The following is a 23,040-nucleotide window of genomic DNA, read 5'->3' on the forward strand; positions in this document are numbered from 1 at the left end:
AAAATATGGAAGCAAAAACAGAAAACCTGTACAATCACGTAGATTTCTTAACCTCTATATTTCCATATAGAAACTATAAAAATATTGATAGCCTTCAAAAAACAGCCACCTATATAGAGAAGCGACTTAAGGAAATGGGTTTACCTACAGCTAGGCAGAAGTGGGAAGCTAAAGGAAATATATATGAAAACGTTATCGCAACCTACCAACCTCAAAAATCAAAAAGATTTATTATTGGCGCTCATTATGACGTTTATAAAGAAATTGCTGGAGCAGACGATAATGCAAGTAGTGTAGCTGGTTTGTTAGAAATATCACGTATGCTAGCTGAAAGTAGTTTAACCTTAGATTACGGAATTGATTTTGTGTTTTTCTGCTTGGAGGAACCTCCTTTTTTTAAAACGGATAAAATGGGAAGCTATATTCACGCCAAGTCAATAGCAAAAACTAATAAGAATTATATCGGTATGATTGCTCTTGAAATGATTGGATATTATCGGGAAAATAAAATTAAGGATGAAAACAATTCATTTCACAAAAATCAATTGATAGTTTCTGGTATAAAAAGATTTGATTTATTTAATAGAAAAATCTCTCAGTTGTTAAAAGCGAATGGTACAATGGATTCTCGACGTATTTCTTTTGCAGAGCACTATCCAAATAACGGTCCTTCAGACCATCGCAATTATTGGCAATTTAATATTCCAGCTGTAATGGTGATTGGAACTGGAGGAGAAGGCAATCCAAATTATCACACAGCAACAGATACTATTGAAACGTTAGATTTTGAGATTATGACAAATGCGGTAAGTAGTATTGCGAATGCATTATTTAATATTGAGGGATAAGTTAAAATGTTATTTATATATTTAGATTAAACTATATTTAAATATGTTCTAAAATGTTCTGGGTGTGGCCTGTCTTGAGCTTTTTCTTGAAGGCTAACGAGCTTTAATTACAAGATTTTTAATTTATATTATTGAGTTCAAGAGTCTCGCAAACTCGATTTGGCTAAAAGTAAAAGTTGCTAGTACAGTTTTTTAAAATATTATTCTGAAAAATTTCTTTTACGGTGTTAATGAAACCCATCACGATTTTAAAGCTCCAACTTAGCAAATGGGAGAGGAGCGAGTAAGCACTTTTTAAGTAAATCTGTTTCGAGCGAAGTCGAGAGGAAATAAAATAGAAGTGAAATGTATGTAATGGTTTATAAAGTAAAGATTTGTTTTAACAATTCAACCCATTAGATTCTGATTTTATATGGAAAAATAATGTTAATAGTTATAAAAACAGCCAAATGCCAATAGAAAACATACCCGAAATTTATTTCAATGATTTAAAAGTAAATCCAGATGTGTTTGTCTACGATTTTAAAATGAACAATAATGTGGTGAAAAGCAAAGTCAATTTAAGTATGCACATGTTTAGCTTTTTACAAGTTGGAAAAAAACAGGTGCATTTTGCAGATACCGCAGTGGCCGTAAACAAAAATCAGTCTTTACTTCTTAAAAAAGGAAATTGGTTATGGACAGAATTATTGGATACCGATGCCACCTATTATTGCAAATTGTTGTTTTTTTCTGAAAATAAACTTTCAGAGTTTTATAACAAGCATGTAAATAATTTAAATACAAATAAAAATGAGGTTGGTTATTTTGTGATTGAAAATGATAGTTATATCATGTCCTATCTAAATTCTTTAAATACCATAAATGAAGCACCGGCTATCTTCAAGAACAATTTACTCTCGGTAAAATTTGAGGAATTGTTGCTGTACCTTATTAATAAATACGGATCTAAATTTGAATTATTTCTACACTCATTAATCTCAAAACAAATATCTCCGTTTAAAAAGGTTATTGAAAACAACGTGTATTCCAATTTAAAGTTAGAGGAAATTGCTTTTTTATGTCATATGAGTTTATCCACTTTTAAACGGCATTTTGTTAACGAGTATAATACGTCTCCCGGAAAATGGTTGCAGGATAAAAGGCTTCTAAAAGCTAAAGAAATTTTGAAAGAAGGCCAATTAAAAGCTTCCGATATTTATTTAGATTTTGGTTACAACAACCTTTCCAATTTTAGTATTGCTTTTAGGAATAAATTCGGATTCAATCCGAGTGAAATACCGTCGTAATTTTTAAACAACGCTACATCTTGACCTTTTTTCATAAGTTGTTGGGCTTATTTAGTAACTTGATAACGAAAACATCCACCTATATTTGTTTCATAATCAAAAAGATACTTAAACAAAACATTATGAACATTACATTAAAACAAGCAGAAAATGCCATTGCAGCAGCAAAACAAAAAGCAACAGAAATTGATACTAAAATGAATATTGCCGTTGTTGATGCAGGTGCAAATTTAGTAGCATTCGGAAGAATGGATGGAGCATGGCTAGGCTCATTGGATATTTCAATTAAAAAAGCCAAAACAGCACGTTATTTTGATATGAATACTGGAGTTGTTGGTGAATTATCTCAACCAGGTGGTTCTTTATATAACATAGAGCATTCGAATTTCGGATTAATAACTTTCCCTGGAGGTATACCAATTAAAAATGCTTCGGGCGACATTATTGGTGCTATTGGAGTAAGCGGAAGTTCAGTTGAAAATGATCATACCGTTGCAGAAGCTGGAGCAACAGCCATCTAAACTATTCCAATTAATATAGAAGAGGCAGTCTAAAAAGTCAGTTTTTATTCCAAATGTCATATTGAGCGCAGTCGAAGGCCTTTAGTTTTTAGAACATCAATACTTTCAATACACTCAGTTTGACATCGGACTATTACTTTTTAGACAGTCTCTGTTTTTTAATAATAAGCAGAAAGACAGTTTATTGAAACAAGCCATTAACAAGTGTAAAATATGAAAGCAGTACAACATATAGCCTATAGTAAAATTTCAGAAAACATAAAGATTTCTGATATTGAAAAGCCATCCAACAACAAAAATGAAGTGTTAATTGAAGCTTATGCAGCCAGTGTAAATCCACTAGATATAAAAGTGCTTACGGGGAAATTAAAAATGCGTAAAAACTATACTTTACCGGCTACCATGGGGTATGATGTAAGTGGTAAAATTATTGAAATAGGCGAAAATGTTACTAATTTCACTATTGGAGATGAAGTTTATGCCTATGTTGATAAGCAAGGCACTTTTGCAGAGTATGTTTCTGTAAACCAAGATATTGTAAGTTTAAAACCAAAAAATAAAACCTTTGAAGAGGCGGCAAGTTTACCATTGGTTAGCTTAACTGCAACCCAGGCCTTGCGTCGGGGCAAATTAAAAGGTGGTGATAAGATTTTAATCCATGCTGGCTCTGGTGGGGTGGGATCGGTGGCAATCCAAATGGCGAAAACCATGGGGGCGTATGTTTACACGACCACGAGCACCGAAAACGTTCAATGGGTTAAGGCATTAGGAGCAGATCGTGTTATCGATTATAAAACCGAAGATTATAAAGCCATTGTAAAAGATGCTGATATGGTTTTGGACACACTGGGGAAAGAGTATACCGAAGATGCCTTTAAAGTAATAAAAATAGGTGGAAAAGTAATAACTCTTGTGGGACCGGTTGACAAGGAAACTGCAAAGAGAATGAAATTGAACTTTTTTGCCAAAACTTATTTAGCATGGAAAAGAAGGAAAATAACAAAGCGTATTTCTGAAAAATCGGCGTACTACAGCCTCGTACTTTTACGTCCTAATGCGAGACAACTCAATGAAATAACCAAGTTGGTAGAGTCTGAAAAAATTAAAACTAATATCGAGAAAGAATATCCCTTAAACGATGCAGTAAGCGCTGTGCTTCACGTAGCAAACGGCCGCACCAAAGGAAAAGTTGTTATTAATATAAAATAAATTATTAGTATTCTGGCTTTATAGATAAGTTCAGTTATCCAATTTATTAATTTACTGCTCCACGTTCCAATTTTTCTTATGCTAACGAATGTTTCTGGGATTTTTACATAGTATTACATTAGCTTACGAATATTAATGAAACTTAGGTCGTAAAACGGCTGTTATATAAATGCTGACGATATAGACCTAAAGGCGCTATATCTGCATCTATGTAAAATAGAACCGAAAAAGTTCTAATCGCCGTTTTACTCATATATTATATTTGTACTATAATTTATATTATGTAAAATAGCATATTTTGCAACAGGTCTATTCCTCTTCAGATATAATTTTATTCAAAGTATTATCAATCTTCTTCCTTTCCGCCTTAGCTTTCATTTTTTCATCTTTCTCTAACTTCAGTTCTCCGTCACCTTTTATGTTTAATTCATCAGCCTTGTCGGTTTTACCAAAGTTTGACGACTTTCTATAATCATCTTGGAAATCTGCATGCTTCTTTTTATCACTCATAGCTCTATTGTTTGTTAATTTCAAAGTTTCCGTTGAAAGCAAATTTATCTTGTGACATTCTTTCACGCTTTTCTTTCAACTCTTGTTTTCTTAGATCCTCAGGTAAATCTTCAGGGTTGCCACCAAAATAACCAAAAGCTATCGCTGTAGTTACATGATAATCATCGGTAAAGCCGAATTCCTGTTGGGCTTTCTTAAAATCTACACCAGCCATTTGATGCACAGCAATCTCCATACTATTTGCTTGTTGGATAACATTTCCCATAAATAGTCCTAAATCGTGTAAGGCGTGAAAGTTATCCACGTCTCTATTATTCATGGTTTTTTTATATGCATTAATCCATAGTAACTGTGAATTCCCCGCCCAACTACTATTAAATTCGTCTAAGCAATTAAAAATTCGATCATACATTTCTGTACCTTTTAATCCCCATATTACACGCCATGGCTGGATGTTTGATGCGCTTGGTGCCCAACGACCAGCTTCTAGCAATATTTTCACTTGTTGTTCTGTAATTGGTGTATTAGCAAAAACTCTTGGACTCCATCTGTTTTTTATACTATCTGAAATTGGGTAATCGGTTGGTGTAGTTTTGTTTACTTTCATATTTTTAAAGATTTTCATTAAAAATAATCAGTTAGTGATTGTATAAAAAGGATTTAAAAAAGATTTAACGGAAATATTGTTTATTAACATATCAGTAGAACATTTTAATATGATTTAAACTTAATTTTGATGAAAAATTTTCGCTATGTTAGTATGGGGTGTATTTATTGCATTTATAATTTTGTTTCTAGCCTTAGATTTAGGTGTATTTAATCGTACTCCTCATGTAATCAAAACCAAGGAAGCTGCAATTTGGACTTCTATTTGGATAACTATTGCCTTAGGTTTTTCGGGGATTATTTTTTGGTTATTTTCTGAAGGGCTAGTTGATAACCCTACAGGCCTTACCCCAGAAAATGCAGTCCTTAAGTATATCACTGGATATTTAATCGAGCTGTCGTTAAGTATTGATAATGTATTTGTGATAGCTGTAATTTTCTCATCCTTTGCTATTCCTCAAAAATATCAACACGAAGTTTTGTTTTGGGGGATTTTAGGTGCTATAGTTTTTAGAGCCTTAATGATATTTTTTGGTGTAGCTCTCATCAATAAGTTTGATTGGATAATCTACGTTTTTGGTGCTTTCCTATTGTTTACAGCTTTTAGAATGCTAACTCATAAAGAGTCTGAATTCGATCCGAAAAAATCAAAAGTATTTCGATATATGAAAAAACTCTTTCCTATAAGTTATAAAATGGATGGGGATAAATTTTTTATAAAACGTATGGGAATACGAGCAGCCACTCCCCTTTTCGTGGCTTTAATAATCATTGAATTAACCGATATTCTTTTTGCTTTAGACAGTATTCCGGCAATACTTGCAATTACATCCGATCCATTTATTGTTTTTAGTTCCAATATTTTGGCAATTTTAGGATTGCGTTCTATGTATTTTTTAGTTTCTAGAATGTTGACGAAGTTTAGATTCATAAACTATAGCTTGGTTATTATTCTTGCATTTGTCGGTATTAAAATGCTACTATCATATAATGTAGAAATACCCGAATGGCTTTCTCTTGGTGTTATAGGTATATCTTTGGCTGGAGGTGTATTAGCATCTTTATTAATTCCAGATTCTAGTAATACAGTAATTAAGGAAGATTAATTTCACAAAAAGCTATTAAAAGTTTGGAATGGATTTTATGCTATTGTATCTTTAATATTCAAATTTTAAATAAATAAAATATGACTATCAATTTTGAATATCACGAGGTAACCGCCAGTCCAAGGTTAGAAGCTTTATTGACAGAAAGGTTAAATAAATTGGAATCTAAATACGACTCTATAGTAAGTGCAGATGTTTATTTCAAAAAAGAAAATAGCAGCAATCCAGAAAAAGGTAAAATTTGCAGTGTACGTTTAAGCGTGCCTGGCTCTAATATTTTTGCTGAAACATCAGCAGCATCATTTGAGGCCTCTGTAGCAAAGGTTTCAACAGAGCTTAGAACACAATTACAAAAGCGAAAAGATAAACTACAAGCACATTAAGAATATATAAATATGGGAGTAATAGCACGTGACGAAAATCAATTAACACTTATATACAGTAGTAATACACGTGTAGGTACACATACGTTGAGTTATCTTACAGGTATCGAAAAACCGTATTTAGCAATTGATATAGCAAAAACGAAAGTTGGAGATACCCAATGGGTAGAAATAGCAAAAGCTCTTGGAGTGAAAGTTGGCGACCTAGTAGACACTCGTGAGCTTGATCTAAATTCTGAAAACACTTCAGATTTTAATACAGAGGATTGGATAAAAATTATTCAAAGCAATGATTTTGTAATATCCAAACCAATTGCTATAAATGGGAATAGAACAAAACAAATTGAGAATCCAACAGAAATATTAGAGTTTTTTGAAGTTGAATCTGCAGGTTTGGAGCAAAGTCCTTCCAACGAAACTCCACCAAACATTCAACCTACTTCCGAAAACGAAAATTTTATAGAGTAATAAAATTAAATAACTGTTTTTATTAGTATTTAGGAATCTAGTCCTTTACACTAATAAAAACAGTTTTTTTATACCAATTTAAACTCGGTAACTGTTTACAACGAATACCTAATTATTCCGTTTTCTGCTTGATCAAATTAATTACATCATTTAGATTTCTGAGTTTTTCGAGATCTTCATTTTTTATTTCGATATCAAAAACATCTTCTACATCTAGAACAATATCAATTAAATGGGCTGAGTTGATATTCAATTCTTTTGTAAGATCACTTTCTCTACTAATTTCCATTTTAGAAACATCTTCTGGTAGGTAGTTCTTTATAATTGGTTCAATTTTTATATAAATTTCTTCTGATGTCATATTTTATTTATTTTTTTTGAAAATAACACAAGCGTTAACATCTCCAAACCCAAAACTCGCTTTGGCCATTATGTTAAATGTTTTGTAAAGAGTTTGTGTTGGAATTTTATCTATGGAAATATTCTTTAGTATTTCAGGGTGTATAGGTTCACAGTTATTATTTTGAAAAATAAATCCTTCTTTCATTTGTACTAATGCCGAAACTATTTCAATACTAGCACTGGCACCTATACAATGCCCTATTGCACCTTTTAAGGAATTTATAAAAGGAAAGTTATTTCCTTTTCTATTAAGTGCTTTACACCAACTTTCAATTTCGTCTGGGTCTTTAGAAGTTGCTGTTAAATGACCATTTATATATTCAATATCTCTTCCTTCAATTTTTGAATCATTTAAGGCTGCTTGTATACATTTTATAATAGCTTTATTATTAGGAGCTGTCATAGTTCCCTTACCTCTTTGTCCACCGTTATTAACGGCACCCCCTAAAACTTCTGCATAAATAGTGGCTCCTCTTTTTTCCGCACTCGTTAACGATTCTAAGAGGTATGCCCCTGCTCCACTACCCGGTATAAATCCATTTGCGGTTTCACTTAAAGGACCCGGAACTTTTTCGGGAGCATCGTTATATCTATAATTGGTAATTCTTAAGGCGTCAAAACCTGCCCAAATATATGGCCCATGATCACTAGTACTCCCACAAAGCATTTGCTTGGCTTTGCCAGTTTTAATTCTTTCGTAACCTAATAGTAGCGCCTCAGTACCAGTGGAACAGGCAGATGAATTTGTTGTAACAATATTCCCTGCACCAATTAAACCACCTAAATAAGCACTAATTCCGCTAGTCATTATTTGTTGAACGGTATTGCTACTTAACCTACGTGCGTTTTTATCATCTACTTTATGTATGCTTTCTCTAAACTTTTCTACGCTACTTACTCCGGTTCCGAAAATAATTCCTAAATCCCACAAAGGGTCATCATCAATTTTAGATGCTGAAATTTTTGCATCTTTTAGAGCGTCCATTCCTGCAATAATTCCATATAAAATACTACTACTTTTAAAATTTCGTAACTGTAATTCCGTAAGATATTCCCTCTTTTTTTCTTCAGTAACTTCAGGAATAGCACCTAAATGACAAGAAAACTTTAAATCTTCTAATTCAGAATAATAACGAATTCCAGAATTACCATTTTTTAAAGCTTTTGTAAAATCGGGCAGCCCCACTCCTATTGGGGAACAAACACCTAAACCAGTTATTACAACCCTATTATTCATACTTCTTTACCATTCCGCTTAATTCACCATTCGCCACTAGCTCCCCTTTTTCATTAAACATCTTAACCTTGCATTTTAATTTATTAAATCTAAAGTAAACCTTTTCAGAAACTACGTTTACTTTTTCTCCAGGAAACACAGGAATAAGAAAGTCAACTTGAGAACTGCTAAATGCAACAGAAGTTTTTACAGAAACCTCTTCTGAATTTAATAAATAAATTCCCAAACACACAAGCCCGATTTGAGCCATGCACTCTATTAGGATTACCCCTGGTGTTACAGGATTTTCTTTAAAATGACTTTGGTAAAAATATTCGTCCTTTTTAAAAGTATAATAGCCCTCGACCATTTCAGTAGAAATCATAGTGAGTTTGTCCACAAATAAAAACTCGGCTCCGTAAGGAAGTAATTTTATTATATTATCGCTCTTCAAATCTTATTTTTTAATTACCGAAGACTTTCGCCACCATCCACTTTTATAATAGTTCCATTTATCCACTTAGCTTCATCTTTGCAAAGTAAAAAAACCACATTTGCGACATCTTCTGCTTGAGTCATTCTTTTAAATGGATTTCTCATTTTACTCATTTCCGCTAATTTCTCACTACCTGGAATCATTTTAAAAGATGCTGTTTGTGTGGTACCTGCTTGAATACAATTGGATGTTAAATTAAGTGAAGCAAGTTCTACAGCCATGCTTCTCATTAAAGATTCTAAAACCGATTTTGCAGCTGAAACTGCTGCATAACCAGGCCAAACCCTAGTATTTCCTTCACTTGTAAAAGCTAAATTTCTAGCACTATCTGCAAATTTATTCTGTTGGATTAAAGCTTGAGTCCACTCGTACCAACTAGTTGCCATTGCATGTATTGTTATATCTAAATCTTGTTTGTCAAGATTAGTTCCATCGTGAGTCATAGCCTTTAAACTTCCTTTCGCAATACTATGTAATAACAGTTTCACACTCTTTTCCGGTAATTCAGAAATTATTTGATTTCTTACCTCTTTATTTAAAGCATCTTTATTAAAAGTTTTTATATCTACTCCAAACGCTTTTAATTTAGAAACTTCACCTTCAAATTCAGGTATGTTACTTTTTCTATCTCTATGAACAATACAAATATTCATACCTTCAGAAGCTAGTTTTATAGCACTTGCAAGACCTAAACCACTACTTCCACCTAAAATCACTGCCCATTGATTTTTTAAACTCATAGTCCCTTACCTTAAAACTTTAACAATATGCGCTGAGCAGAAAATCCTGGGCCAAAGCTTAACATAAGTCCATAGGATCCAGCTTCAGGATTTCGTGTCATAAATCTTTCTAGAACAAAAAGGACGGTGGCACTACTCATGTTTCCATAGAGCCTTAATACTTCCTTGGTATCGGTAATATTTTTCCCCAATTTACCAAAAAGTTCTTCCACAGTTTCTACAATTTTTCTACCTCCAGGGTGGAAAATAAGGTGGTCTATATTTTCAATTGCTAAACCATTCTTTCTTAAAAATGGGTGAATAATTTTAGGGAAGTGTTCTGCTATTTTTTCAGGTACTTCTTTATCTAGTATCATTTGTAATCCAGTATCTACAAGCTTAAATCCCATCATATCAGTTGCGTCATAGAAATGATACATTTCATCAGCAATTATCTCAGGCCCAGCATCCTCTTCACAAGAAGATAATAGAACACAAGCAGCACCATCTCCAAATATTGCGGTACTTACAATATTTGCCATTGAATAATCATTAATTTGAAAGGTGGCAGTTGGAGCTTCTATTGAAACTAAAGCTGCTCTTTTTCCCGGATTCGCTTTTAAAAAATTTCGAGCATAGATTATTCCAGAAACACCAGCAGCGCACCCCATTTCAGTTACGGGTAAACGCACTACATCATCCCTCATTTTAAGATCATTAATTAGATAAGCATCAACCGATGGAATCATAATTCCTGTACAACTTACGGTAATAATAAAATCAATATCAGTAGGCTTCCAATTTGCTTTATTTAGTGCTTTTTGTAGGCATTCTTTGCCCATCTTTTTTATTTCCTTAATGTAAATGTCATTACGAGATTCAAAACTGGGATTTTCAAATACTTCTACAGGGTTCATAATAGAATAGCGTTTGTCCACCCCTGCTCCTTCCATTATTTTCACTACTTTACGTTTGTATCGGTTATCTTGATCGCTCATCCAATTTTTAACTAGCTCAATAATCTCAGGTGTTTCTCTACCATGTTGAGCTACTTGAGTCGAAACTGTTTTGATTTTTACCATTATTTATTTTTATTTATAATCCATTGAAATCTGTAAGCCCAACACCAACGGATAGTACTTTTTTGATTTGGAATATGCCCTGAAAACCTAACTAGTTCATTTTTTTTAAAACCTCTTGCGATGGATATTAAACCGTCGTGTCTAGCCGTTTTTGTTTTCAGAAATAATTTATGTACCAATTTAAACAAATTAAATGCTAGTTTACTTCTTTCTAAATCATTTATAACTATCCCTAATCGTGACTTGACCAAAAACTTTTTTAATAACTTTTCTATTTCTTCATTTTTGAAGTGATGAAGAAATAATGTACATAAAACAATATCGCTTTCAGGTATTGCTTCTGTATTGTTTACGACATCCATATTAAGAAATGAAATATTTGAATAACCAACGCTTTTGGATTTGGCTATTTCTAATATGTTTTCATTGAAATCTATACCAATAAGCTTAAATCTTAAATTTTGCTTTACAGAATAATCAGCACATTTTCTTAGCATTTCTCCGTCGCCACACCCTATATCAATTATTGTAACGGCATTGTCTCTAGAGTGATTTTTTATTAACTTTTTAACCCCATCAATGGTAATGTGATTGCCCCCCAACCACTTGTTTATAGCTTTTAAGTCAAGCAGTAGATTATTCAATTCATCTCCTTGAAAATCCAAACTGTCCATCACTTCTTTTTGAGAAGATCTATTTTTATGGCTGAAACTAATCATTTAGTAGGATTACCATGTGTTTTTTTAATTAGTATAGGAATTATTGATGGAAATGTTTTGGCTACGGAAAATCCAATTTTTGAACTAAAATGGTTCATCAACAAAGTTTGAATGGCTCTTCCTGTTTTTAGTCTTTTTCCAAATTCATTATTCCATAATCGAGTGTAATTCACTTCTAAAATACCTCTGTTAAAACTATCTTTCTGCATTACTTCTAAAAATAAATTTGAAAATATTTGAGCACTTCTAATTGCCATTGCCATTCCGTTTCCACATAATGGATGAATTAATCCAGCACTGTCACCAATCATAAAGATATGATTTTCTACGGGTTTCTTTTTTTGAAAAGAAACTTGACTAATAGTTAATGATTTCTCGAAAATGGGTTTTGCAGTTTTATAAAACTCTTTTAGAAATGGGTTCTTACTCATTTCGTTACTCTGAAAAGCATCAATATCACCATATTTTTTAAATGCTTTAAAAGTGGTTAAATAACAAGCATTAACAGCATTAGTTTCGATTTTACTAAGGCCGCAATATCCGCCATTAAAATTGTGTAAAGCCACAGTATCGTCAGGAAAATCAAACTCATAATGACCCTTAACAGCAAGCCAAGGGGATTTTTGTAATATAAAATCTCTTTTTAAAAAAGAATCAATATTCGATCTTTTTCCAAATGCTCCCACAACAAATTCCGCTGTAAAGATTTCTTTATTCTGAGTAGAAACTTTAAAATTCCCATCTTGAAAAAGTATTTTCTCAACAGTATCAAATTTTATTTCTATTTCATTCTTTAAAGATTCAAAAATTAAATTATCAAAAGCGTAACGACTAATTCCGAAGCCACCTAATGGAAGATCAGTGTTAAGAGTTGTACCTTCTAAATTCGTGAGATTGAATCTTGTGATTTTTTTCGCTCCAATAGAAAAAGGATCAATGTTTAAGGAAGTTAGATATGGTAGAATTTCATTACTTACATATTCACCACACACTTTATGGTTTGGATATGTATTCTTTTCAATCAAACATATCTTTAAGTTATGATTAGATAAAGATAAAGCAGTGGTAAGGCCTGCAAGACCTCCACCAATTATAATTAAATCCCATTTATTCTTTCTAACCATAATATATCTAATAAAAATAAAAAATCCCGCTCCAATTATGGGCGGGATTTAAAATACTTTCAAATATTAATTATTCTCCAGCTTCGTTCTTTGCATCATTCTTCATTTTTTCATTTGGAACGATAGCAATGTTTACACGTCTGTTTTTAGCTCTTCCTTCTACAGTACTATTGTCTGCAATAGGAGTATCAGGTCCGAACCACTTAGTTGTAATTCTTCCAGAACCAAGTCCTTTTTGAGATACGAAATAATTGGTTACCGAATTAGCTCGATCTCTAGAAAGTGTCATATTAAAATCTCTTGGACCTGTACTATCAGTATGTCCTACTACCAAAATATTAGTATCAGGGTATTCCTTTAATACATTTGCCAATCTATCAAGAGTTTCTTGAGATTGAGTGTTTAAGTTATATTTGTTAGTAGCAAAATAAACACCACTGTTTTCATCAAAAGTAACTACAATTCCATCATCAACTCTTTCTACTTGAGCTCCAGGAATTTCCTCTTCAATTTTTTGTGCTTGTTTATCCATTTTGTTACCGATAATTACACCAGCACTACCACCAACTACACCACCAATTACTGCTCCTAGTTCGCTGTTTCCTCCTTTTCCAATATTATTTCCTAATATGGCACCGAGTACAGCCCCACCAGTAGCACCAATTACAGCGCCCTTTTGTTTATTATTTGCGTTTCTAGTTGCTTCACAGCTTCCTAAGCTTATTACTAGTGTAAATGCTAAAGCAACTAATGCGGTTTGTTTAAAAAAAGTTTTCATAAGTTTTTATTCGTTTATTTTAGAAAAGTTCATATTAATTTTAAATGGTTTACCATCAAGATTTACAGTTTGCTCCCAACGCATTGAATTTTCGTTAAGTTGAGTTAAGCGCAATCTATAACCAGCATTTGTATCTGATTTACCTTTGGCATTTGTAGGTTTAAGTAAGAAATCATACAACCCACTTGTTGGATCTATTTCTTGAATTGTAAAAATAAAGTTACGTTCACCAGTAGGACAATTAGAATTTTCGATATTGTATCTACCAGTATTATTGTTAGGGATAAAACGCCACATACTGCCTTCAAAACATTCTGCAGATGTGTCATTAAACATTGTAACGTTAAATGTACCAGACGAATCGTATGAAACTTCATCTAAATTCCAGTAACCTTTAATTACTTTACGAGATTCTTGTACTGTTTTTGGGGTACCGCAAGCAAAAGCGGTTGCAGCAACTAGTGCTAACATAATTAGTTTTTTCATAATTTTAAAATGTGATTTGTTTGTAAATAAATTGGTTAGAATAACACTATTTTCTAAATAGTCTAGAAAGTAGGGATAGCACTAGTAATACAATAAAAATCCAAAAAATAATCATTGCGATGTCAGTTGCACCATCTGCGATGCCCCCGAATCCAAAGATTCCAGCAATTATTGCTATTACCAAGAAAATAATAATCCAGCGTACCATATTGTTTAGTTTTAATGATTAGTATTTCACTAAAGTAAACAACAATTTTAACGTTTGTATTTCCTTTATCTAAAGTTTAACAGAGAGTGTTAAATGATTAATAAGATAATAAGTTAAATAGTTCTTTTTTAAATTTTCCTTTAGAAAGGTAACCTTTTTCAAGATTTGCGGCAAAAGGGATTGGTGTTTCTAAACTAGCCACACGTTTTACAGGTGCATCCAATTGTTCGAAACAATTCTCTGTAATTAAAGCTGAAATATCAGATGCTATTCCTCCAAACATGGAGTCTTCTTGAAGAATTATAGCCTTCCCTGTTTTCTTTACAGATTTATATATAGTTTCTGTATCTAAAGGCATAAGTGTTCGCAAATCTATTAGGTCTGCCTTAACTTCAGGGTTTTGCTCAAGAGTTTCAAGCGCCCAATGCACTCCTGCTCCATAGGTTATGATAGTAATATCTTCTCCTTCTTTTAGTAAGGCTGCTTTGCCTAATGGTAATGTAAAATAATCAGTAGGAACATCTTGTCGGATACTTCTATACAGTGCTTTATGTTCAAAGAAAAGGACTGGGTTTGGATCTTCAATGCTTGTTGCTAATAATCCCTTTGCATCATAAGGAAAAGCAGGGTATACAACTTTTAACCCTGGTGTATGTGTAAACCAAGCTTCATTTGTTTGACTGTGGAATGGTCCCGCACCTACTCCTGCTCCACAAGGCATTCTAATTACTACATCAGCTTTTTCGTTCCATCGGTAATGACTTTTTGCTAAATAATTAACTATCGGGTTAAATCCAGAACTAACAAAATCTGCAAACTGCATTTCTACAACTGCTTTAAAACCGTTTATTGAAAGCCCCATTCCCGTAGATACAATAGCTGATTCACATATAGGAGTGTTTCTAACTCTGTCTTTCCCAAATTGCTCTACAAAGCCTTCTGTGATTTTAAAAACACCACCGTATTCCGCTACGTCTTGTCCCATTATCACAAGGTTGTCGTGGCGTTCCATAGATTGTTTTAAGCCCTGAGAAATAGCGTCAATCAATCTAATATTTTCTTTTTCTGAATTTTCTTTAACCTCCTGATAATTAAATTCTTTATAAACATCATTTAACTCATTAGTTTCAGAAAATTCGATTACAGGTTCTGCAAAAGCTATCTCTAAATTTTCATCAATTTCCTGTTTAAATTCATCTTTAAACTCTTTAATTTTTTCTTCAGTAAGGATACCTTCAGCTAATAAATAGTTTTCAAAATTCACTAGTGGATCGCGTTCTTCCCACATTTCAATTAATTCTGAAGGAACGTATTTTGTACCACTAGCTTCTTCGTGACCACGCATTCTAAAAGTTTTAAATTCTAAAAGAACTGGACGAGGATTTATGCGCATGTCTTCAACTATACTTTTTAGCTTAGTATAAACTTCAAGAACATTATTACCTTCAATGATATGCGATTCCATTCCGTAGCCCACACCACGGTCTGCTATGTTTTCGCAATTGTACTGTTCATTTGTAGGGGTCGAAAGTCCGTAACCATTGTTCTCAACACAAAACAATACCGGAAGTTGCCATACAGACGCTACGTTTAATGCTTCATGTATATCACCTTCGCTCATTCCTCCTTCTCCTGAAAATACAGCGCAAACTTTCTTGTTGTTTTTTAATTTATTGGCTAATCCTATTCCATCAGCAACACCAAATTGAGGACCTAGGTGTGAAATCATACCAATAATGTGGAATTCTTGTGTTCCAAAGTGGAAACTTCTATCTCTACCTTTGGTAAAACCATTGGCTTTTCCCTGCCACTGTGAGAATAATCTATGTAAAGGAATCTCACGAGAGGTAAAAACCCCTAGGTTTCGGTGCATAGGTAAGATGTATTCATCTTTTTCTAATACAGAGGTTACTCCAATAGAAATTGCTTCCTGCCCTATTCCACTAAACCATTTTGAAATCTTTCCTTGACGAAGAAGAATTAGCATTTTTTCTTCAATTGTTCGCGGCTTTAACATAGCGCGATACAATTTTAATAATGTAGAGTCATCAAGACCTTTTCGGTCGTAATTATAGAATATTTGTGGAGTTGTTTCAGTTTTCATCTTAAAAAGTTATAACTATCAAAATTAGGAAAAAACCTGCATCTAAAAGGATTATTATAGCAAATTTTAACTTCGTATAAACTTTAACAATTTGGTATATTTGTAAATCTAAAATTCATTGAGAATTGTAAGAATTTTAAAGTAGCTTATAATAGTTATACAAAAATGTAGTTGATTATAAATTACAGACTTAGGCTTATTTCCTAAATCTTTAATTTCTAAACAATTAATAAATTCATTAAAAAATTGAAACTATGAATAATATACCAAGTGTTGATTTAGCTGATTTTCTTTCTGAAGATCCTAAAAGAAAACAAAAGTTTGTAGACGAAATTGGTTCGGCTTATGAAGATATAGGATTTGTTTCACTTAAAAATCACTTTCTTAGTGATAATTTAGTTGATGAACTTTATAAAGAAGTGAAAAGCTTTTTTGCACTTCCTGAAGAAACAAAAAAGAAATACGAAATTGAAGGTCTTGGTGGCCAACGCGGATATATTTCTTTTGGAAAAGAACATGCTAAGGGTAAAAAAGAAGGAGATTTAAAAGAGTTTTGGCATTTTGGTCAAGAACCATCTGTAGACGCCAATTTAGATGAAGATTACCCTGAAAACGTGCAAGTAAGTGAACTTCCAGACTTTAATCATACAGGAATGGAAGCCTACAGAATGCTTGAAAAAACTGGAATTTACGTACTAAGAGCTTTGGCATTATATATTGGAGTAGATGAGTTTTACTTCGATCATTGGGCTAATAACGGAAACAGTATTTTAAGGCCAATCCACTACCCTCCTATTACTGAAGAGCCAAAAGGAGCTGTTCGTGCAGGTGCTCATGGCGATATAAATTTAATCACACTTTTAATGGGAGCTTCTGCAGGAGGCTTACAAGTATTGAGAAAAGATGGAGAATGGATTGATGCAATCCCAAATGAAGATGAACTAGTAATAAACGTAGGTGATATGTTAGAGCGTCATACTAATAACAAACTTCGTTCAACTATACATCGCGTAGTAAATCCACCTCGTGAAGAATGGGATACACCTCGTTATTCTATTCCTTTCTTTATGCACCCTCGTAGTGATATGAAATTAAACTGTATGCCAGAGTGTATCGATGAAGATCATCCTAAAGCATATGAGGATATTACTGCAGGAGAGTTTCTTCACCAACGTTTGGTAGAAATCGGACTGATAAAAAAGTAGCCTTTTCGACTTCACTCAACACCCAATTTTTGATATTGAGAATAGCGAAATATAAATCTTAAACTTTACAATTTGAATTCTTTAGAAGACCAATTAAAAAACCTATTTCCAGATCACGAACCAGAAGACGTTCCTGAAACAGAGGAAGAATCAACAATTTGGTTACAAGACGAGCCTCTTATTTGTAAATACGAAAAACGAAAAGGCAAACCTATTACTATAATTGAAGGGTATAATGGTGCAGATTCGGATTTTAAAATACTTTCGAAAGAAATAAAGAAGCTTTTAAGTGTTGGTGGAAGTTTTAAAAATGAACAAATTATAATTCAAGGTGATTATCGCGATAAGATAATGAAGTTTTTGAAGGATAAGGGATTTAAAGTAAAACGTGTAGGAGGGTAACTGAAGTTTAAAGAAATCGACTTGAAGCACCTATTTTTTACACAGTTAACCACAAAGAATTAATATGCAACCAGAATCTATAAAATCTAGTGAATTAATATTAACACCTGAGGGTAAAATTTATCATTTAAATCTTGCTCCTTCCGAGTTAGCTCCAACAGTAATTACCGTTGGCGACCCAGGTCGAGTTGAAATGGTTTCAAAATACTTCGATTCTATTGAAGTAAAAGCTGAACATCGTGAATTTAAAACACATACAGGTAATTACAAAGGAAAACGTATCAGTGTTATTTCAACTGGAATTGGTCCAGATAATATTGATATCGTTTTTAACGAACTCGATGCTTTAGTAAACATTGACTTTGAAAATAGAACAATTAAAAAGAAACTTACTTCTCTCGATATTATTAGAATTGGAACATCTGGTAGCTTAACTGATGAAATTGAAGTAGATAGTTTCTTAATAAGTGCTATAGGTATTGGCTTAGATAATGTTATGCATTATTACAATGATATTGACACTATTTTTGAACGGGATTTTGCCCAAAAATTTATTGATCATACACAATGGAATCCAGATAATTCGGTTCCTTATGCTGTTAAGGCTGATAAAAGTTTATTAGAAAAATTATCTTCAGATAAAACTTTTAAAGGAATTACTATAACTAATGTAGGTTTTTATGGTCCACAAGGGCGTGTGCTTCGCGCTAGATTAAGAGATCAAAATCTTAACGAAAAACTTACTTCATTCCGTATAAATAAAAAGAAAATTACGAATATGGAAATGGAAACGGCAACGATGTATGGTATGTCTAAATTACTAGGTCATAGTGCTATTTCAATGAATGCAATTATCGCTAATCGCGCCACAGGTAGTTTTAGTAAAAACTCGTATAAAACTATCGATGAGCTTATTCAATATACTTTAGAAAAAATTGTACAATGAAAAATTTTTTAATCGGCGGTGTGCCGGAACACTTTAATTTACCTTGGTATATTGCATTGCGCGATAAGGAATTTCACAGGAAAGATATCAATTTGCGTTGGAAAGATTTTCCTGAAGGAACAGGCCATATGGTTCAAGCTTTACGTGATAAAGAAATTGATATGGCAGTAATTCTTACTGAAGGAATTGTTCGCGATATTATTAATGGAAATGACTGTAAGATTGTGCAGGTTTTTGTGAAATCGCCTTTACTTTGGGGGATTCACGTAGCCGCCAACTCAGAATATAACGCAGTGGAAGACTTAAAAGGTACCGAAGCAGCAATTAGTCGATACGGATCTGGATCGCATTTAATGGCTTATGTAAATGCCGAAAATCTAGAGTGGGATTTACAATCCGATTTAAAATTTAAAGTAATCCAAGATTTAAATGGTGCAATAGAAGGGTTGCCTAAAGGTAATGGTGATTATTTTATGTGGGAAAAGTTTATGACAAAACCGCACGTAGATAATGGCACCTTCCGATTAGTAGGCTTATCTCCTACTCCATGGCCAAGTTTTGTGATTGCTGTTAGAAATGATGTTTTAGAAAATGAAGCAGATTGTATTCAGGCTATATTGGATGTAATTAACAAGACTACAGCCAACTTTAAAGATTTACCAGAAATAGACGAAATAATTGCAAAACGCTATGGTCAGAAAATAGAAGATGTTCGTGAATGGTTATCATTAACAGAATGGTCTGATGTGCAATTAACATCGAAAGAACTTCAAAATATACAGCAAAAACTTTTTGAACTTCAGTTAATCAATTCTAAAGTTCAAGAAGACAGCGTGTTACATGAATTCTAAAAAAAATCTTAATATTTACGCAACCCAAAAGTAATACTTGCATCTTATTTATATAAAATCAAGTATTATGACAACTTTTTTAATCATTTTGGGAGCGTTGTTAGTTACAAACTTCTTGTTGCTACAGTTTAGTTGTAATGACGCAAATGCCGATACTGAAGTACCTGAGGAAGAATAGTAAGCTTCGATTCTTCTTTTAAGTTAACTATGTTTTCTGGCTATTTCGCTTAGTAAATTTTGTATTAATTTATAGGGCTTAATAAATTTTAGTCTACCACTCAATTGGACTTTTTCCAATTTCAATCAAATAATCATTTGCTTTACTAAAGTGTTTGTTTCCAAACCAGTAACCCCTGTTTGCTGCTAATGGAGATGGATGTCCGCTATTTAATACCAAATGCTTAGCACTATCGACTTTAGAGCCTTTCTTTTTAGCAGGTCCACCCCAAAGTAAAAAAACAATGCCTTCTTTTTCTTCAGAAAGTTTTTGAATTATAGCATCAGTGAATTTTTCCCAACCTCTTTTTTGATGACTACCCGCTTGATGTGCTCTAACAGTTAAAGTAGCATTCAACATTAAAACTCCCTGCTCTGCCCATCGAAGTAAATAGCCATTATTTGGAATCTCTTTACCAACATCTGTTCTAATTTCTTCAAAAATATTCTTTAAGGATGGCGGAATAGCCACTTTCTCCCCTACTGAAAAACACAATCCGTGTGCTTGACCATCTCCGTGATAAGGATCTTGACCTATAATCACCACCTTAACTTCGTTAAATGGTGTATGATTTAAGGCCGAGAATATTTGATTTTCAGGTGGAAAGCATTTCGATGTTTTATATTCATATTTCACAAATTCCATTAAATCTTTGAAATATGGTTTTTCGAATTCATCTTTTAAAATCGCCCTCCATCCAAGCTCTATTGTTATCTGCATTATACTTACTTTTGTGAACACAAAAATAAGATAACATATTCACGAATAGGTGGGGGTTTGAATTTTTTAATTATTTAAAAAATAAAAGAAAAAGCCTCATTTATCAATCTAAAACTTACTAATAGGTTTCATTCAATCGTTAGCGTTTTAGTTGTTTTGATGTATTAGAATTAAGAAAATCCCAAGAGTAATCTGTATGATTAAAATTGATAAAAAAACTTTAGAGGATCTTGAGTTTCCAACCGTTCTGAATCAGATTTCAGAATTATGTGTTACTGAACCTGGTCGGGAACAGGTTCTTTCAATAAGACCGTTTCAGGAATTTTCTGAAATTGAACCTGAATTATTGCGCTTAAAAGAATTCACGGTATCTTTTGAAGGCGATAATAAGATACCCAATCACGGTTTCGATCCTATTTTTAGAGAGCTTAAACTATTCAGTATAGAAAATAGTACTTTGGAGATTTCAGGCTTCAGAAAAATTCTTTCTATATCAGAAACTACTCGAATTTTATTAAAATTCTTCAAGAAATATGAAGAGTTTTACGTACACCTTAATGCTTTTTCTGAAGAAGTAAATTACACTTCAATTATTTCAGAAGAAATTAATAAGAAAGTTAATAAATACGGCGAGATTAAAGATGAGGCTTCTATCGAATTAGGGACAATTCGCAGGAGGTTAAATGTTGTAAAAGGAAAGATTAATTCTTCTTTTACTAAAGCACTTTCGCAATACTCACAAAACGATTATTTAGACGACATTCGTGAATCGGTTGTTGAAAATCGTAGAGTACTTGCAGTAAAAGCAATGCACCGTAAAAAAGTAAGAGGTGCAGTTTTGGGTAGTTCAAAAACTGGGAGTATAGTTTATATAGAGCCCCAAGAAACTCTAGAGTTTGCAAATGAGTTAAGCAATCTACTGTATGAAGAAGGAGAAGAAATTAAACGAATTTTAAAAGCATTAACTGAATTTGTTCGTCCGTATGCCGAGCTTCTAGCTAGTTATCAAGAATATTTAACTACTATGGATGTGCTTTATGCGAAGGCTAAGTACGCACTTAAAATAAATGGAGTCCTTCCTATTCTTACCTATAAGACTGAAGGAAATAATTCGGAGAAAAAGATTTCTTTACTGGAAGCGTATCATCCTCTATTGTTGATTTCAAATAATAAGAGGAAACAAAAAACTTACCCTCAAAGCATTGAATTAATTCCAGAAAAGCGGATTATCGTTATTTCCGGACCTAATGCAGGTGGGAAAAGTATTACGCTTAAAACAGTTGGTCTGTTGCAAGTAATGCTACAAAGTGGTATGTTGATTCCAGTAGAGCCACAAAGTGAAGTAAGCTATTTCAAACGTATTTTAACCGATATTGGAGATAATCAATCTATTGAAAATCACTTAAGCACTTATAGTTATCGTTTAAAAAAGATGAATTATTTTCTTAAAAAGTGTAATAAGAATACTCTTTTTTTAATTGATGAATTTGGTACTGGTAGTGATCCAGAATTAGGAGGTGCATTAGCAGAAACTTTTTTAGAAGTCTTTTACGAACGCAATGCATTTGGAATTATAACTACTCATTATACCAATTTAAAACTATTGGCAAATGAACTTCCTCATGCTATTAATGCAAATATGCAATTTGATAGTAGGTCTTTAGAACCTTTATATAAGTTACATTTAGGTGAAGCTGGAAGTAGTTATACTTTTGAAGTAGCTCAAAAAAATGGGATTCCGTATAGTTTAATAAATAAAGCTAAAAAGAAAATTGAGCGTGGAAAAGTAAGATTTGATAAAACAATTGCTAATCTTCAAAAAGAACGCTCAAACCTTAGAAAAACCTCTGAATCCCTAAAATCTGAGGAACAAAAAGCACGTATTGAAAGCAAACAGCTTGAAGAAATAAACGCTCGAGTACAAGAAAAATTAGAAAGCTATCAAGAATTATTCGACTCTAACCAAAAGCTTATAAGTCTTGGTAGAAAGGTTGATTCTCTTGCAGATAAATACTTCAATAATAAGAAGAAAAAACAGCTTATTGACGAGTTTATGAAGCTTGTTATGATTGAAAATAGCAAACGAAAAAAGCTTGCGCCTAAGGTGAAAAAAGCTGTAAAAGCGAAAAAACAAAAGGTAATTCAAGAAGTGGAGAAAAAGGTTGAAGTAATTCGAGAAAGAAAGAAAATCGAAAAAGAAGAAGCTAAAAAACTCCCGCCACCAAAACCAAAAGTTACTTTAAAAATTGGGGATAGAGTGAGAATGATAGAGGGAAGAGCAATAGGAACAATAGATACCATAGAAAAAAACAAAGCTTTTGTAAATTATGGGACTTTTACTACTAATGTAAGTTTAACTGAATTGGAGAAAGTATAATTATAAAAATTCCAAAACGTAAGCATCAAACTTCAAAAACGAACCTCT

The 23,040-nt window shown here is 32.8% G+C and carries 26 protein-coding genes; 12 read left to right on the forward strand and 14 right to left on the reverse strand.

Translation table 11 applies throughout. From position 1 onward, the window contains the following. Positions 1-5 precede the first annotated feature (5 nt). From FHP04_RS03720 to FHP04_RS03735, 4 genes are all read left to right on the forward strand, one after another. The gene (locus FHP04_RS03720) at positions 6-848 is read left to right on the forward strand and encodes a M28 family peptidase (RefSeq protein ID WP_139854644.1); all 843 of its coding nucleotides are present in this window, start codon (positions 6-8) and stop codon (positions 846-848) included. Between the two features lie 449 nt (positions 849-1,297). Beyond that, positions 1,298-2,137 (forward strand): helix-turn-helix domain-containing protein, encoded by an 840-nt coding sequence (locus FHP04_RS03725; RefSeq protein WP_139854645.1) that lies wholly within the window; start codon positions 1,298-1,300, stop codon positions 2,135-2,137. A 122-nt stretch (positions 2,138-2,259) separates the two neighbouring features. Beyond that, positions 2,260-2,658 (forward strand): GlcG/HbpS family heme-binding protein, encoded by a 399-nt coding sequence (locus tag FHP04_RS03730; RefSeq protein WP_139854646.1) that lies wholly within the window; start codon positions 2,260-2,262, stop codon positions 2,656-2,658. 213 nt (positions 2,659-2,871) lie between these two features. After that, positions 2,872-3,867, forward strand: a complete 996-nt coding sequence (locus FHP04_RS03735; RefSeq protein WP_139854647.1) for an NADP-dependent oxidoreductase — start codon at positions 2,872-2,874, stop codon at positions 3,865-3,867. 309 nt (positions 3,868-4,176) lie between these two features. On the opposite strand, the gene FHP04_RS03740 is transcribed toward FHP04_RS03735, so the two are convergent. Both FHP04_RS03740 and FHP04_RS03745 read right to left on the reverse strand, forming a co-directional pair. Beyond that, the gene (locus FHP04_RS03740; RefSeq protein ID WP_139854648.1) at positions 4,177-4,377 is read right to left on the reverse strand and encodes a hypothetical protein; all 201 of its coding nucleotides are present in this window, start codon (positions 4,375-4,377) and stop codon (positions 4,177-4,179) included. 4 nt (positions 4,378-4,381) lie between these two features. Next, positions 4,382-4,984 (reverse strand): nitroreductase family protein, encoded by a 603-nt coding sequence (locus FHP04_RS03745; protein ID WP_139854649.1) that lies wholly within the window; start codon positions 4,982-4,984, stop codon positions 4,382-4,384. A 145-nt stretch (positions 4,985-5,129) separates the two neighbouring features. On the opposite strand from FHP04_RS03745, the gene FHP04_RS03750 reads away from it, so the two are divergent. The 3 genes from FHP04_RS03750 to FHP04_RS03760 all read left to right on the forward strand — a co-directional run bounded on the left by FHP04_RS03750 (position 5,130) and on the right by FHP04_RS03760 (position 6,940). Continuing rightward, positions 5,130-6,089, forward strand: coding sequence for a TerC family protein (locus tag FHP04_RS03750; protein WP_139854650.1), 960 nt, complete (start codon positions 5,130-5,132; stop codon positions 6,087-6,089). An 80-nt stretch (positions 6,090-6,169) separates the two neighbouring features. Then, the gene (hpf, locus tag FHP04_RS03755; RefSeq protein ID WP_139854651.1) at positions 6,170-6,472 is read left to right on the forward strand and encodes a ribosome hibernation-promoting factor, HPF/YfiA family; all 303 of its coding nucleotides are present in this window, start codon (positions 6,170-6,172) and stop codon (positions 6,470-6,472) included. 12 nt (positions 6,473-6,484) lie between these two features. Continuing rightward, on the forward strand, positions 6,485-6,940 hold the full coding sequence (locus tag FHP04_RS03760; protein ID WP_139854652.1) for an arsenate reductase family protein: 456 nt from the start codon (positions 6,485-6,487) through the stop codon (positions 6,938-6,940). A gap of 112 nt (positions 6,941-7,052) precedes the next feature. Here FHP04_RS03760 and FHP04_RS03765 read toward each other — a convergent pair whose 3' ends face one another. The 11 genes from FHP04_RS03765 to FHP04_RS03815 form a co-directional block, all read right to left on the reverse strand. Beyond that, positions 7,053-7,301 (reverse strand): acyl carrier protein, encoded by a 249-nt coding sequence (locus FHP04_RS03765; RefSeq protein WP_139854653.1) that lies wholly within the window; start codon positions 7,299-7,301, stop codon positions 7,053-7,055. A 3-nt stretch (positions 7,302-7,304) separates the two neighbouring features. Further along, positions 7,305-8,579, reverse strand: a complete 1,275-nt coding sequence (locus FHP04_RS03770) for a beta-ketoacyl-[acyl-carrier-protein] synthase family protein (protein WP_139854654.1) — start codon at positions 8,577-8,579, stop codon at positions 7,305-7,307. Then, positions 8,572-9,012, reverse strand: coding sequence for a 3-hydroxyacyl-ACP dehydratase FabZ family protein (locus tag FHP04_RS03775; protein WP_139854655.1), 441 nt, complete (start codon positions 9,010-9,012; stop codon positions 8,572-8,574). The genes FHP04_RS03770 and FHP04_RS03775 overlap by 8 nt, the downstream gene beginning before the upstream one ends. A gap of 14 nt (positions 9,013-9,026) precedes the next feature. Next, entirely contained in the window at positions 9,027-9,794 is a 768-nt protein-coding gene (locus tag FHP04_RS03780) for an SDR family oxidoreductase (protein WP_139854656.1), read from the reverse strand. A gap of 11 nt (positions 9,795-9,805) precedes the next feature. Then, complete coding sequence (locus FHP04_RS03785) at positions 9,806-10,855, reverse strand: type III polyketide synthase (RefSeq protein WP_394344265.1); 1,050 nt, start codon at positions 10,853-10,855, stop codon at positions 9,806-9,808. Further along, positions 10,855-11,574 carry a methyltransferase domain-containing protein gene (locus FHP04_RS03790; protein ID WP_139854658.1) on the reverse strand — a complete coding sequence of 240 codons (720 nt, stop codon included), beginning with the start codon at positions 11,572-11,574 and terminating at the stop codon, positions 10,855-10,857. Before FHP04_RS03790 ends, FHP04_RS03785 begins: the two co-directional genes overlap by 1 nt. Further along, entirely contained in the window at positions 11,571-12,698 is a 1,128-nt protein-coding gene (locus FHP04_RS03795; protein WP_139854659.1) for an NAD(P)/FAD-dependent oxidoreductase, read from the reverse strand. Before FHP04_RS03795 ends, FHP04_RS03790 begins: the two co-directional genes overlap by 4 nt. Before the next feature lie 70 nt (positions 12,699-12,768). Beyond that, positions 12,769-13,476 (reverse strand): OmpA family protein, encoded by a 708-nt coding sequence (locus FHP04_RS03800; protein WP_139854660.1) that lies wholly within the window; start codon positions 13,474-13,476, stop codon positions 12,769-12,771. A 6-nt stretch (positions 13,477-13,482) separates the two neighbouring features. Then, positions 13,483-13,962 (reverse strand): lipocalin family protein, encoded by a 480-nt coding sequence (locus FHP04_RS03805; RefSeq protein WP_139854661.1) that lies wholly within the window; start codon positions 13,960-13,962, stop codon positions 13,483-13,485. A 46-nt stretch (positions 13,963-14,008) separates the two neighbouring features. After that, a complete protein-coding gene (locus FHP04_RS03810; RefSeq protein WP_139854662.1) occupies positions 14,009-14,170 on the reverse strand; it encodes a DUF1328 family protein in 162 nt (53 codons plus the stop codon). Between the two features lie 97 nt (positions 14,171-14,267). Then, entirely contained in the window at positions 14,268-16,274 is a 2,007-nt protein-coding gene (locus FHP04_RS03815) for an alpha-ketoacid dehydrogenase subunit alpha/beta (protein ID WP_139854663.1), read from the reverse strand. A gap of 254 nt (positions 16,275-16,528) precedes the next feature. Between FHP04_RS03815 and FHP04_RS03820 the strand changes: the two genes are divergently transcribed. The 4 genes from FHP04_RS03820 to FHP04_RS03835 all read left to right on the forward strand — a co-directional run bounded on the left by FHP04_RS03820 (position 16,529) and on the right by FHP04_RS03835 (position 19,678). Further along, complete coding sequence (locus tag FHP04_RS03820) at positions 16,529-17,479, forward strand: isopenicillin N synthase family dioxygenase (protein ID WP_139854664.1); 951 nt, start codon at positions 16,529-16,531, stop codon at positions 17,477-17,479. Positions 17,480-17,551: 72 nt separating this feature from the next. Next, entirely contained in the window at positions 17,552-17,881 is a 330-nt protein-coding gene (locus FHP04_RS03825; protein WP_139854665.1) for a translation initiation factor, read from the forward strand. Positions 17,882-17,945: 64 nt separating this feature from the next. Then, a complete protein-coding gene (locus tag FHP04_RS03830; protein ID WP_139854666.1) occupies positions 17,946-18,827 on the forward strand; it encodes a nucleoside phosphorylase in 882 nt (293 codons plus the stop codon). Further along, on the forward strand, positions 18,824-19,678 hold the full coding sequence (locus FHP04_RS03835) for a substrate-binding domain-containing protein (RefSeq protein ID WP_139854667.1): 855 nt from the start codon (positions 18,824-18,826) through the stop codon (positions 19,676-19,678). The genes FHP04_RS03830 and FHP04_RS03835 overlap by 4 nt, the downstream gene beginning before the upstream one ends. Positions 19,679-19,949: 271 nt before the next feature. Here the strand turns inward: FHP04_RS03835 and ung are convergent, their stop codons facing one another. Next, complete coding sequence (gene ung / locus FHP04_RS03840) at positions 19,950-20,615, reverse strand: uracil-DNA glycosylase (RefSeq protein WP_139854668.1); 666 nt, start codon at positions 20,613-20,615, stop codon at positions 19,950-19,952. Between the two features lie 196 nt (positions 20,616-20,811). Between ung and FHP04_RS03845 the strand changes: the two genes are divergently transcribed. Continuing rightward, complete coding sequence (locus tag FHP04_RS03845; protein ID WP_139854669.1) at positions 20,812-22,992, forward strand: endonuclease MutS2; 2,181 nt, start codon at positions 20,812-20,814, stop codon at positions 22,990-22,992. The last annotated feature ends 48 nt before the right edge of the window (positions 22,993-23,040 follow it).

The sequence above is a fragment of the Aequorivita sinensis genome (assembly GCF_006346335.1).
GTDB classification, from domain to species: Bacteria; Bacteroidota; Bacteroidia; order Flavobacteriales; family Flavobacteriaceae; genus Aequorivita; species Aequorivita sinensis.

What these genes read in the sequence shown, in the direction of transcription:
- FHP04_RS03845 (WP_139854669.1), top strand. Translation starts at nt 20,812, where the DNA reads ATGATTAAAATTGATAAAAAAACTTTAGAGGATCTTGAGTTTCCAACC.
- FHP04_RS03785 (WP_394344265.1), bottom strand. Translation starts at nt 10,855, where the DNA reads ATGGTAAAAATCAAAACAGTTTCGACTCAAGTAGCTCAACATGGTAGA.
- FHP04_RS03720 (WP_139854644.1), top strand. Translation starts at nt 6, where the DNA reads ATGGAAGCAAAAACAGAAAACCTGTACAATCACGTAGATTTCTTAACC.
- FHP04_RS03805 (WP_139854661.1), bottom strand. Translation starts at nt 13,962, where the DNA reads ATGAAAAAACTAATTATGTTAGCACTAGTTGCTGCAACCGCTTTTGCT.
- FHP04_RS03735 (WP_139854647.1), top strand. Translation starts at nt 2,872, where the DNA reads ATGAAAGCAGTACAACATATAGCCTATAGTAAAATTTCAGAAAACATA.
- FHP04_RS03800 (WP_139854660.1), bottom strand. Translation starts at nt 13,476, where the DNA reads ATGAAAACTTTTTTTAAACAAACCGCATTAGTTGCTTTAGCATTTACA.
- FHP04_RS03760 (WP_139854652.1), top strand. Translation starts at nt 6,485, where the DNA reads ATGGGAGTAATAGCACGTGACGAAAATCAATTAACACTTATATACAGT.
- FHP04_RS03780 (WP_139854656.1), bottom strand. Translation starts at nt 9,794, where the DNA reads ATGAGTTTAAAAAATCAATGGGCAGTGATTTTAGGTGGAAGTAGTGGT.
- FHP04_RS03725 (WP_139854645.1), top strand. Translation starts at nt 1,298, where the DNA reads ATGCCAATAGAAAACATACCCGAAATTTATTTCAATGATTTAAAAGTA.
- FHP04_RS03750 (WP_139854650.1), top strand. Translation starts at nt 5,130, where the DNA reads ATGTTAGTATGGGGTGTATTTATTGCATTTATAATTTTGTTTCTAGCC.
- FHP04_RS03830 (WP_139854666.1), top strand. Translation starts at nt 17,946, where the DNA reads ATGCAACCAGAATCTATAAAATCTAGTGAATTAATATTAACACCTGAG.
- hpf (WP_139854651.1), top strand. Translation starts at nt 6,170, where the DNA reads ATGACTATCAATTTTGAATATCACGAGGTAACCGCCAGTCCAAGGTTA.
- FHP04_RS03765 (WP_139854653.1), bottom strand. Translation starts at nt 7,301, where the DNA reads ATGACATCAGAAGAAATTTATATAAAAATTGAACCAATTATAAAGAAC.
- FHP04_RS03745 (WP_139854649.1), bottom strand. Translation starts at nt 4,984, where the DNA reads ATGAAAGTAAACAAAACTACACCAACCGATTACCCAATTTCAGATAGT.
- FHP04_RS03795 (WP_139854659.1), bottom strand. Translation starts at nt 12,698, where the DNA reads ATGGTTAGAAAGAATAAATGGGATTTAATTATAATTGGTGGAGGTCTT.
- FHP04_RS03820 (WP_139854664.1), top strand. Translation starts at nt 16,529, where the DNA reads ATGAATAATATACCAAGTGTTGATTTAGCTGATTTTCTTTCTGAAGAT.
- FHP04_RS03810 (WP_139854662.1), bottom strand. Translation starts at nt 14,170, where the DNA reads ATGGTACGCTGGATTATTATTTTCTTGGTAATAGCAATAATTGCTGGA.
- FHP04_RS03790 (WP_139854658.1), bottom strand. Translation starts at nt 11,574, where the DNA reads ATGATTAGTTTCAGCCATAAAAATAGATCTTCTCAAAAAGAAGTGATG.
- FHP04_RS03740 (WP_139854648.1), bottom strand. Translation starts at nt 4,377, where the DNA reads ATGAGTGATAAAAAGAAGCATGCAGATTTCCAAGATGATTATAGAAAG.
- FHP04_RS03730 (WP_139854646.1), top strand. Translation starts at nt 2,260, where the DNA reads ATGAACATTACATTAAAACAAGCAGAAAATGCCATTGCAGCAGCAAAA.
- FHP04_RS03815 (WP_139854663.1), bottom strand. Translation starts at nt 16,274, where the DNA reads ATGAAAACTGAAACAACTCCACAAATATTCTATAATTACGACCGAAAA.
- ung (WP_139854668.1), bottom strand. Translation starts at nt 20,615, where the DNA reads ATGCAGATAACAATAGAGCTTGGATGGAGGGCGATTTTAAAAGATGAA.
- FHP04_RS03770 (WP_139854654.1), bottom strand. Translation starts at nt 8,579, where the DNA reads ATGAATAATAGGGTTGTAATAACTGGTTTAGGTGTTTGTTCCCCAATA.
- FHP04_RS03835 (WP_139854667.1), top strand. Translation starts at nt 18,824, where the DNA reads ATGAAAAATTTTTTAATCGGCGGTGTGCCGGAACACTTTAATTTACCT.